The organism is Rhizobium sp. TBD182, assembly GCF_001950375.1.
Lineage (GTDB): Bacteria > Pseudomonadota > Alphaproteobacteria > Rhizobiales > Rhizobiaceae > Agrobacterium > Agrobacterium tumefaciens.
Map to the genome: position 1 here is coordinate 1687 of NZ_BDLN01000014.1, position 343 is coordinate 2029.

Here is a 343-nt window from a genome sequence, read left to right on the forward strand (position 1 = left end):
GATAAAGCCTGGGAAGATCTCGAAAAAGAAAACCCGGGCGACCCGAGGGCTCAGCTCACGGCATGGGTTAAAGCGCGCGCACAATGTCTTTCCAGCGAGCCCTATGGATGCGATTTGGCCAATGCTGCGGTAGAGTTGAAAGAGCAAGGGCACCCTGCACATGCGATAATAGAAACGTTGAAGATGGAACAGCATTCCCGGCTTGCCGATCTTTGTCGTTCGACAGGTGTAAGCGATCCTGAACTTTTGGCTGATACGCTATCCATGCTTTTGGAGGGAGCACGCGTCAGCAAACTTGCCGCCGGCAAAGAAGGTCCGTCGATGCGGTTTACGCGTGCGTGTG

Annotated in this window: 1 pseudogene; it reads left to right on the forward strand. The window is 54.2% G+C overall.

The features are described 5' to 3' along the window. Nucleotides 1-343 (forward strand): annotated as a pseudogene (locus T18_RS27325) (TetR/AcrR family transcriptional regulator); the annotation flags it as partial.